This window comes from candidate division KSB1 bacterium, assembly GCA_022566355.1.
In the GTDB taxonomy this organism is placed as follows: domain Bacteria; phylum Zhuqueibacterota; class JdFR-76; order JdFR-76; family DREG01; genus JADFJB01.
This window is the reverse complement of the sequence record JADFJB010000157.1, coordinates 1-8,998: the sequence shown is the minus strand read 5'-3', so window position 1 is coordinate 8,998 and position 8,998 is coordinate 1. Positions and strand designations below refer to the sequence as shown.

The 8,998-nt window shown below is 42.8% G+C and carries 8 protein-coding genes; 3 read left to right on the top strand and 5 right to left on the bottom strand.

Translation table 11 applies throughout. From position 1 onward, the window contains the following. Positions 1 to 842 precede the first annotated feature (842 nt). Together IIC38_18850 and IIC38_18845 are read left to right on the top strand one after the other, a co-directional pair. Positions 843 to 1,925 carry a hypothetical protein gene (locus IIC38_18850; GenBank protein ID MCH8127985.1) on the top strand — a complete coding sequence of 361 codons (1,083 nt, stop codon included), beginning with the start codon at positions 843 to 845 and terminating at the stop codon, positions 1,923 to 1,925. Between the two features lie 200 nt (positions 1,926 to 2,125). Further along, entirely contained in the window at positions 2,126 to 3,193 is a 1,068-nt protein-coding gene (locus IIC38_18845) for a hypothetical protein (GenBank protein ID MCH8127984.1), read from the top strand. Between the two features lie 270 nt (positions 3,194 to 3,463). On the opposite strand, the gene IIC38_18840 is transcribed toward IIC38_18845, so the two are convergent. Together IIC38_18840 and IIC38_18835 are read right to left on the bottom strand one after the other, a co-directional pair. Then, positions 3,464 to 4,015, bottom strand: coding sequence for a T9SS type A sorting domain-containing protein (locus IIC38_18840; protein ID MCH8127983.1), 552 nt, complete (start codon positions 4,013 to 4,015; stop codon positions 3,464 to 3,466). A gap of 61 nt (positions 4,016 to 4,076) precedes the next feature. Further along, on the bottom strand, positions 4,077 to 4,952 hold the full coding sequence (locus IIC38_18835; protein ID MCH8127982.1) for a hypothetical protein: 876 nt from the start codon (positions 4,950 to 4,952) through the stop codon (positions 4,077 to 4,079). Between the two features lie 448 nt (positions 4,953 to 5,400). On the opposite strand from IIC38_18835, the gene IIC38_18830 reads away from it, so the two are divergent. Continuing rightward, positions 5,401 to 5,667 (top strand): hypothetical protein, encoded by a 267-nt coding sequence (locus tag IIC38_18830; GenBank protein ID MCH8127981.1) that lies wholly within the window; start codon positions 5,401 to 5,403, stop codon positions 5,665 to 5,667. Between the two features lie 253 nt (positions 5,668 to 5,920). On the opposite strand, the gene IIC38_18825 is transcribed toward IIC38_18830, so the two are convergent. The 3 genes from IIC38_18825 to IIC38_18815 all read right to left on the bottom strand — a co-directional run. Then, the gene (locus IIC38_18825) at positions 5,921 to 6,685 is read right to left on the bottom strand and encodes a hypothetical protein (protein ID MCH8127980.1); all 765 of its coding nucleotides are present in this window, start codon (positions 6,683 to 6,685) and stop codon (positions 5,921 to 5,923) included. Positions 6,686 to 6,794: 109 nt separating this feature from the next. Beyond that, on the bottom strand, positions 6,795 to 8,660 hold the full coding sequence (locus tag IIC38_18820) for a tail fiber domain-containing protein (GenBank protein MCH8127979.1): 1,866 nt from the start codon (positions 8,658 to 8,660) through the stop codon (positions 6,795 to 6,797). After that, on the bottom strand, positions 8,644 to 8,998 hold a 355-nt coding region (locus tag IIC38_18815), incomplete at its 5' end, for a hypothetical protein (GenBank protein MCH8127978.1). The genes IIC38_18815 and IIC38_18820, both read right to left, overlap by 17 nt.

The window sequence follows — 8,998 nt, the reverse complement described above, 5'->3', positions numbered from 1 at the left end:
GAAAATCATCCCGTACAGACGGGAGGATTTTCAGGGGTGTTTATTTATCCAATGGTTTTTGACGATGGAAATCATATCCGAGAATTTGTTTTCCTTTTAGTTTCTTCCAGAGCAAGATCTCAGATATGTGCTGTTATTGCGGAAATTTCCGGCAAATTCTTTTAGTTTTGGGTTGTATGGTATAATTTTGTGTTTTGGCATGACAAGAGGGTACTTTCCTTTATTTCGATCAAATAATCTACAACAAGTTTTTCGACTGGTCTTTCATACGTTATAAAGAAAATTATATTGTGGAGCTAGCGTCTCATTTGCCTGAACCATATAACCTTGATTTTATGATTTCATGTTTAAAAAATTGTTGTGGGCCATTCAAAAATCCTGATTCCCAGGGTAGTGGTTTTGCGGCGGACGTGACGGTATATTTGCCTGATACTAGAAACAAGAATATTCCAGGCACCAGCAATATGAAGAATTTATTTTTTCATGAAGAAACTTATTCCTGGTATTAGGAATGTAAAAATTGTAGTTTAGATAATAGAAACTTATGTTATGCGGCAAAAAATAAAGTCCAGCTGATCCGCCATATTAAAAATTGTATTAAAGGAAGAACACTAACACTGAAAAGATGAAAAGGTTCGTCGTCAGGAAAAATACCGTATAACATCAAAATGTATCCGATTCTTTCAGTAGCAAATTTCGTCTGCCAAACCAAAAAAGTATTGATGTATTAACGATGTTCTGATTGTTATAGTTAAAGTTATTAAAATGTTCAGTTTGAGTTTTGGCATTAAGGAATACTGGATAGTCAAAACTGTTTTTTACCTATGGTTAGTTAATCAAATATGAAATTAAGCATTATAGTATTGGTTTTGGTTACAAATACATGTCTATTTGCTCAAGATCAAAAGTATTACTTTTACCGGCCTGACAATAACTTTGGTTCTGATTTAGTATTTAATCCCATTTCTCAAATATTAAATGGCGGTTTTGATATATTTCGAAATGGCGGACATTCAAAAGATATTTTTAACCAGCCTTATTCCCAGGGAGCAAAAAATGTGATCAACAACATCTTTAATCCATTGGACAGTATTAAAAAATTTGGTTGGAAACGTTTTATAACCACTGAGGTGTTTCCAATAAGTACAAACACAGACAAATTGCAATATTTCCCAAATTATGCTCATCATCTTATCGGGCATGGTTTTAGGTATGTGAAAACTGCCGAGTGGTATGATTATCATAATGTTAAATATCCTAACGCCTGGTCAATTTTAACTTTATTTAGTTATGTTTTTCTGAATGAAACACTTGAGAACGGAGGCTTTGATGAAGTGAATGTGGATCCTATTGCAGATATGTTAATTTTTAATCCTTTGGGCATTTTGTTATTTAGTACGGAATGGGCAAAAAAGTTTTTTTCGAGAACGCTGCAATTGTATGATTGGTCGCTCCAACCTGTTTTTAATATTTCAAACAATAACATCATAAATGCCGGAGATCAATTTGCAGCTAAGATTAAGTTGAATAAAAAATATGGCGCATTTTTCTATTGGGGAATTTCCGGAATTGTGGGATTGAGTCATCAATTTAAGAAAGGACGTACGTTGTCATGGGGCGTAGGCACTATCGTTAATAAGTTGATTGAAAGAAAGTTAATTAACTCAAAATATGTTTCGAGATTTGTTGCCCCAAACAAAATTGATGGTGCGGTTGGTTTTTTTTATGATGTCAACAATTCACTGATGACATCGATGATTTTCACCGGGCCTCATTCTTATAATTACAGGTTAAATATCTATCCCGGGTTTATAAAAAAGGATTGGTTTAAACCCGGGTTATTTTTGTCTGTGGGTGAATTGGATAAATTTCAAATCGGATTGACTTTAGCATCAATGCCAATTGTACCTGGTTTTGGAGATTAAATGTTTTATGCAAAAAATAAACCGCGCTCCGCCTGTACATTAAATTATCTAGGGAGGATTTAGTAGCTCCTGAGGAATTAATTGAGCTTAGAGAAGATCAACTAAATAGAGACTAGAATCACCTGAAATGTAAAGATGTAGGATTATTAATAATTATTTATTTTATATTTATGTTGAAAAACATCCGGTCCAGAGTTTTATTGATTTTAATTTTTGCCACATTCTGCAATGGGTTTTCCCAAGAAAAAAAATATTATTTTTATAATCCCCAAAATAATTTTGGTTCAGAAATAATGTTCAATCCATTAAGTGTCATCTTAAATGGTGGTTATGATGTGCTGCGTAATGGAATACATTCAAAAAATATTTTCCAGCAACATTACAAAACAGGCTCTCAAATTGTTTTAAAAAGCCTACTAAATCCTCTGGATACTATCAATAAGTATGGATGGCGTAAATTTTTAACCAGCGAAGTATTCCCAGTCAGCACAAATGCTGATGATTTTCAATATTTTCCAAATTATGCAAACCATTTGGTAGGCCACGGAATGAAGTATGTAAAGTTAAGTGAATGGTACGATTACCACGGAGCCTCCTATCCAAAAATGTTTGCTGCATTAACCTCTCTTAGTTATGTCTTTTTAAATGAAGTTATAGAAAATGGAAATAATACTTATATAAATGTCGACCCTGTTGCCGATATGTTAATTTTTAATCCCCTGGGTATATTACTTTTCAGTTATGATGGTGTTAAAAAATTCTTTTCAGAAACATTGCCTTTATATGATTGGTCTTTGCAACCCTTTTTTAACCCATTTAACAATCATATAGAAAATGTAGGTGAACAATATGTTTTGAATTATCCGATTAATGAGAAGTATACAGTTTTTTTTTATTGGGGTACCTCCGGCATTTTAGGAATAACGTATAATTTAGAAAATCGGCATAATATTTCTTTTGGTGTTGGTGGCATTGTAAATAAATTAATCGAAAAGCAAAAAATACGATCGAAGTTTTGGACACGTTACGTTGCCCCGGAAACAATAGATGGCGCTATTGGATTTTTCTATGACTACAATCATTCTTTATTATCATCATTAATATTTACCGGTCCTATTTATTACAATGCACAATTAAATGTTTACCCTGGTTTATTAGATGTGGGGCCTTTAAGGCCCGGTATTTTTTTGGGACTTGGAGAAATAGACAAATTTCAAATTGGAATTACAATGGCATATTTCCCTTTTGGGTTAAATTATAAATTTTAATCAAAATTATTATTATTTGATATATTCATTTCCCTTAATATCGTATTTGTGGTCGTCGTTTCAAATATGGTTGGATAATAATGGTTTAATAAAAGTGTAAAGTTGGCTAGAAACAAACCAATTATTTCTAATTAATTACAAACGTCTTCATAAATACCTCCTCCTTCTAATTTTTATTAATAATCTAATTGAGTACCACAATGGGGATTCTTAACAAAAGAACAAACCCCGGGCCACAGCCAAGTTTAGAACATGAACAAATCATCAAACCTACTTTAACAGAACGAATTTCTTCGTTTGCACAAAATTCTTTGTTTTACCTGATGAAGAATGAATACGATAAAAATAGACGCCGCTGGGTATATCGGAAGCTTCCAGCGTCACTTTATGTACACCAGACTCTCGTTGTTCCTGTAAAAGTGTTGTAACCTCTCTTCCCTGGATATCAAAGATTATAATCGTAACTTCCGAAGGCTCGGGTAGGTCAAACTGGATAGTCGTAGTTGGATTGAAAGGATTGGGGTAGTTTTGATACAACCTGAATTCTGTCGGCAATGTTCCTGGGAGTTCTTCAACACTGGTTACGATAACAGAGCCAGTTACATACCAGAAACCAGAGCTAACTGTGTTGCTGGCATTTGCTGCAACACCTATAACCGGCTGACCGATGGTGGCAATAATTGTATTATTGGTATCCGACACAACAGCAGCGCCGTTACCAAAAACACTGTTAGAAATTTTAATTTGGGCTGAAACGGGATTTGCCAGCATCCCAATGACGCCAAACAGGAATAACAATATTCTCATTTTTAAGAGTTTCATTTTACAAATTCCTTATTTTGATCATGAATTAATTTGCCAAAGCTTTACCAGGTTTGCGACTTTACCGGCTCGTTTTTGACTCAGCAACATCGCCATTCCGCAGAGCTATATTCTCTATTTTTTGGTATGCAGTTTCTAATTGTGCCATCTTTGCTTTTAACCGATCAAATTCAACCATTTTCGATTCTATTTTTTCTAATTTTTTAAGTCTGGTTCCCAGGTTTTTAATTTCCTTTTGTTGTTCCTGCAAAAGTGTGAGTAAACGACCCATACCGGTGTGATTCGATTTCAGGCCGACAAGGGTGTTGACGAGTCTTACACCGGTTTCTTCCGAAGATTCCCAGGCTTGGCCAACTATTTGAGCGTAGTGCATTGGTTTCATCTCATCGGGGGATATAGCTATGCCGACGCCGTCATTTAACCCCGATGGCATGATGAAATCCCCTGCTTTCACAATTCCTCGAACTTTCACCGGCGCCTGGCCAAGAAATGCAACTTTCTCATACAGATGTTCTTCTCCCTTATCAGGCGCATTGCCAAGGACAATGGGTCTACTCGTTAAAACCATGATGTGGTGGGCGTCTTCTATCACTTTGGTGACTTTACCACCGGTTACACCTACAATGTCTCCGTTTTCGATCTTTTCTTCCACCCTCAGCCGGGGCAGCCACTCTGCATAGTCCCCACCGCCTCCTGTCAGGCTGCCAGTGAACTCAACGCCGCCAGCGCCATCGCCCTGTATCTCGCCGATCAGATCGTCATTACCATCACCATCGAAATCACCTCCAAAGAATGCGATTAAGTTTGCGGCGCTTCCCGGGTTTTTCTTTCCAACCTTGAGGGCAAGAACATCGGGGCTTGTTCCCTCTGAAGTATTTTCCAGGAGGGTAGCATAGCTAGTTAGTAAATTGCCGTTTCCATTGATCTCGTCTGTCACTTGCAACTGAGTATTCGGACTTGTTGTCCCGATACCGAAGCCACCTGATGCACGAACCAGGAATTGGTTTGAACCAGTGGAAAAAAAAGAATCGGCCGGGGCTGCAGCGGTAGCGTCACTCCAGACGAACGTGCCGGTGTGGTTTGCCTTGGCTCGCCGGCCAGCCGCGAGGCTGTAATCACCCGCGGCGGCGTTTCTACTGCCACCAGGGATGGTGGATTGGGCACCGCTAGCGGTGTTGCTAATGCCTCCACCGACGGCGGCATATTCGCCGAAGGCGGTGTTGAGCCGGCCTCCACCGACGGTGGAGATAAAGCCACTAGCAGTGTTGGCTGACCCCCCTCCGATGGTAGAAGCTGTGCCACTGGCCTCGTTGCCTCCGCCTCCGCCGATGGTGGCGAGCTCCGCGTTGGTGGCAATCTCATCATCACTCCCCGCCTGGTTGTTCGTGCCACCGCCCACTGTGCCATGGATGTCGGTGACCTTGTTTCTGCTGCCTCCGCCTATGGTGGCTCCGCTGCCGCTGGCGGTGTTATTCTTGCCCCCACCCACGGTAGCATACTCCGCATCGGTAGGATCGTTGTTTATATTCCCTGCCAGGTTGTTTCTGCCACCGCTAACGGTGCCCCACTTGTCCATAACCTTATTGCCTTCGTCAGAACGGAATGCCCCGCCACCCGCAATCGTGCCAAAGTCAGCGGTAGCCTCATTATAGGTTCCTCCGCCGACAGTGGCACTGACGCCACTAGCGAGGTTAAAGAAGCCTCCACTAACTGTGGCAAGGGTAGTGTCAGCGGTGTTTCTAACGCCGCCGCTTATAGTGGCTCTGCTGCCGCTGGCGGTGTTATTTATACCCCCACCAACGGTGGCTTGTGTGCTGGCAGTATTATTTTCACCTCCGCTGACGGTGGCACTGAAACCACTGGCGAGATTGTCAAAGCCTCCAGCTACTGTGCCGAAGCTGGCGGTCACCCTGTTGGGGACGGGATCGCCAAAGCCATCGTCTCGGCTGCACCCCCACCGCCAATAGTAGCTCCTACCACATCCGCAGCTACACTGTTGCCACCAAAGCCGCCAATTACATTGGGTGTGTTGCCATCGGTATTCTCCAGACGCAGGGCACGGTCGCCGCCGTTTACTTCAATATCCAGGTGTGAAGTAGCGGTGATTTTGTCCATGGTTGTAATATTTCCTCCTGGGCTAGCCGTAGCTGAAATCACCAGCGAGTCGCCCTGCGGTGTAATGGTCACATTGTCTCCTTCAGCCAGGATCACAGTATCGGTCAGATTATTGATGCTGCGTACCACCTGACCGTCGGCAATCTTGCTGCCGGTCACTACACTATCTGCAATCGAGCGGGCGTTCAGGCTGTAAGCTGCGGCTGTGAGTTCAATCCGAGGTTCAAGTTCGGCATCCCCGCCGATGGCGATGCCAAGCCAGTAGGGTTGGTCAAAGGGTAAATCTAATGGATTATTGCCGCCTAAAATAACATTGAAAATGCCTCCAACTACAGGTACGTTTTGTATCTCTTCCCACAGGTGTTCCCCGCCTTCTTTTAAATCGTAGAGCTTGAATGTTATCAAGTACTTGCCATCTTCTACAACAGCGCCTGCGGCTTTGGTCACAACTCCTTGATAACTTATGGTTTTGGGTATTTGTGCTAAAACGATTTGTCCCGATAAATGTGGGATTAACAATAGAAACAACGCAATTAGAAAATATGTGCGTTTCATCATTGTAACCTCCTTAATTTATATGCTCATAATCTAAAATTTTATTACTCCATTAATACAACCCAACAACAGCACACTGCACTTTATATGCATTCAGTCAAGTTCTTTTCTACTTTGCGTTGCTGAAAACTAAACTCTTGCTTGTTGCGATTCTACTAATTTCCTTTGTACCTGTTACCGCTGTAAGATGTTGTAAAGCAACTTCAAATTGAGCCATCTTGGATTTTAATTCATTCATTTCCGATTCTGTTTTATCAATTTTAGCTTTCAATTTTTCATTACTTTCTTGTAATGTCTCGTTCTCCCCTTGCAGCGCTTCCACTATCTTACTCAACTCCTGTACAGCGCCCACTAGGTAGGGCCTCACATTGTATGTATCTACTTGAAGGTAGCCTGTACCATCATCTTGCACACTTTCAGGGAACAGCTCTCTAAACTCTTGAGCTATGAAGTTGTAATAGTATCTCTCTTTTATACTTGGGTGTTTGGCTCTGTATTCTTGGGTGTAGCGAAATTTTACCGGACGGAGACGGTTGATGGTTTCAAGGGAATTTGCTATCTCTTGTATATCTGTCTTAATACGGGCGTCAGAGTTGGCCAGCCAATCGCCAGCCGTGGTCTTGGAAGCGCTGCCTTCGATCTCTAGCTTATTTACCGTTGGGTTTCTTCCAACGCCGACGTTGCCATTATCCTGTGCAATTATCATCCGCCTAAGAGCGCCCCCCCCTTCTGCTATTGGTCTACGTGTAAAAAACGATATATTCCCGTCAAAATTAGTAATGTTCAAGTTATTGTTATCTGTCTTTATTTCACTACTTCCGTCACCAGTCCCATCTATGGTGATGGAGTTGCCACTCTTAATGGCGCCAGTTACCTCGACGTCGCCATTGAAACGTCCCGCGGGACCGCTGCCGTTGGTCGTGGCTTCAATCGCAGGACGGCTGTTGTTTTCGTTTACGATTTGGAAGAATCCCGCTCTTCCCGTACCAAATGTTTTACCGTTTAACGCAGACCCGCTGCCGTTCGTTATAGCGAAGAGGGCTGCCTGGCTGTTGCTTGTGTTGTTGATGCGGAAAAGTCCGGCTTCACCAGTACCGTCGGTGCTGGTGAAGAGCGCACTGCTATTGTTGCCGGGATTACTGATGTGGAAGCTTCCTGCTCGATAGGTGCCGTTGGTAGACGCGCTGAACGCAGCGCCGCTGCCGTTGGTTGTTGCTTCAATCGCAGGACGGTTGTTGTTTTCGTTTTCGATTTGGAAGGACCCCGCTCTTCCCGTACCAAATGTTTTACCCTCTAACGCAGACCCGCTGCCATTGGTCTGTGCAAAGAGCGCAGGGAAGGTGTTGCCGGGGTTACGAATGTGGAAGCTTCCTGCTTGACCGGTGCCGTTTGTAGACGCGCTGAACGCAGTGCCGCTGCCAGTGTTGATCACGTCCAGTTTATCATCCGGACTCGTGTCCCCAATGCCGACGTTACCGGAGACCGCAGAATACATATCATTACCTGAAATGGTCCAATCGGCATCGGCGCCGCCGCCCTCGGCCGATATGGTGATGGTGTCGGCAGCCGCCGTAATCGTCACATTAGCCCCGCCAGCAAGGGTGATATCATCCTTTAATGAGGTATTGTCCACCAAAATGCTCTTCACCACCTGGCCAATGGCAATCTTGGCGGCGGTTACCACATTGTCGGCAAGATTGGCGCTGGTAACTACACCATCGGCAAGAGTTGGATTCGGGTAGGCGCCGGTTAAATCCCCACCGGCTTGCCCACCAGGGGGCAACATCACGCCAGCATCTAATTTAGCCTGGGTGACCGCACCCTTCTGAATTTTGGCTGTGCTGACGGCGTTGTCGGCAAGCTTGGCGCTGGTGACCGCGCCATCCTGAATCTTGGCGGCGCTTACGGAGTTGTCCATTACGGTTCTGGAATTCAGGCTGTAAGCTGCGGCTGTGAGTTCAATCCGAGGTTTCAAGTTCGGCATCCCCGCCGATGGCGATGCCAAGCCAGTAGGGTTGGTCAAAGGGTAAATCTAATGGATTATTGCCGCCTAAAATAACATTGAAAATTCCTCCAACTACAGGTACATCTTGCATTTCTACCCAGATGTTTTCACCACCCTCATTTACATCGTAGAGCCGGAATGTTATCATGTACATACCATCCTCAACAACCGCGCCTGCAGCATTGGTCAAAACTCCTTGATAGCTGATGGTTTGGGATATTTGTGCCAGGACAGTTTGCGCTAATAAAAATGTGCCTGACAATAATAAAAAGAGCGCTATACAAACTAATTTCTGTTTCATCATTTTA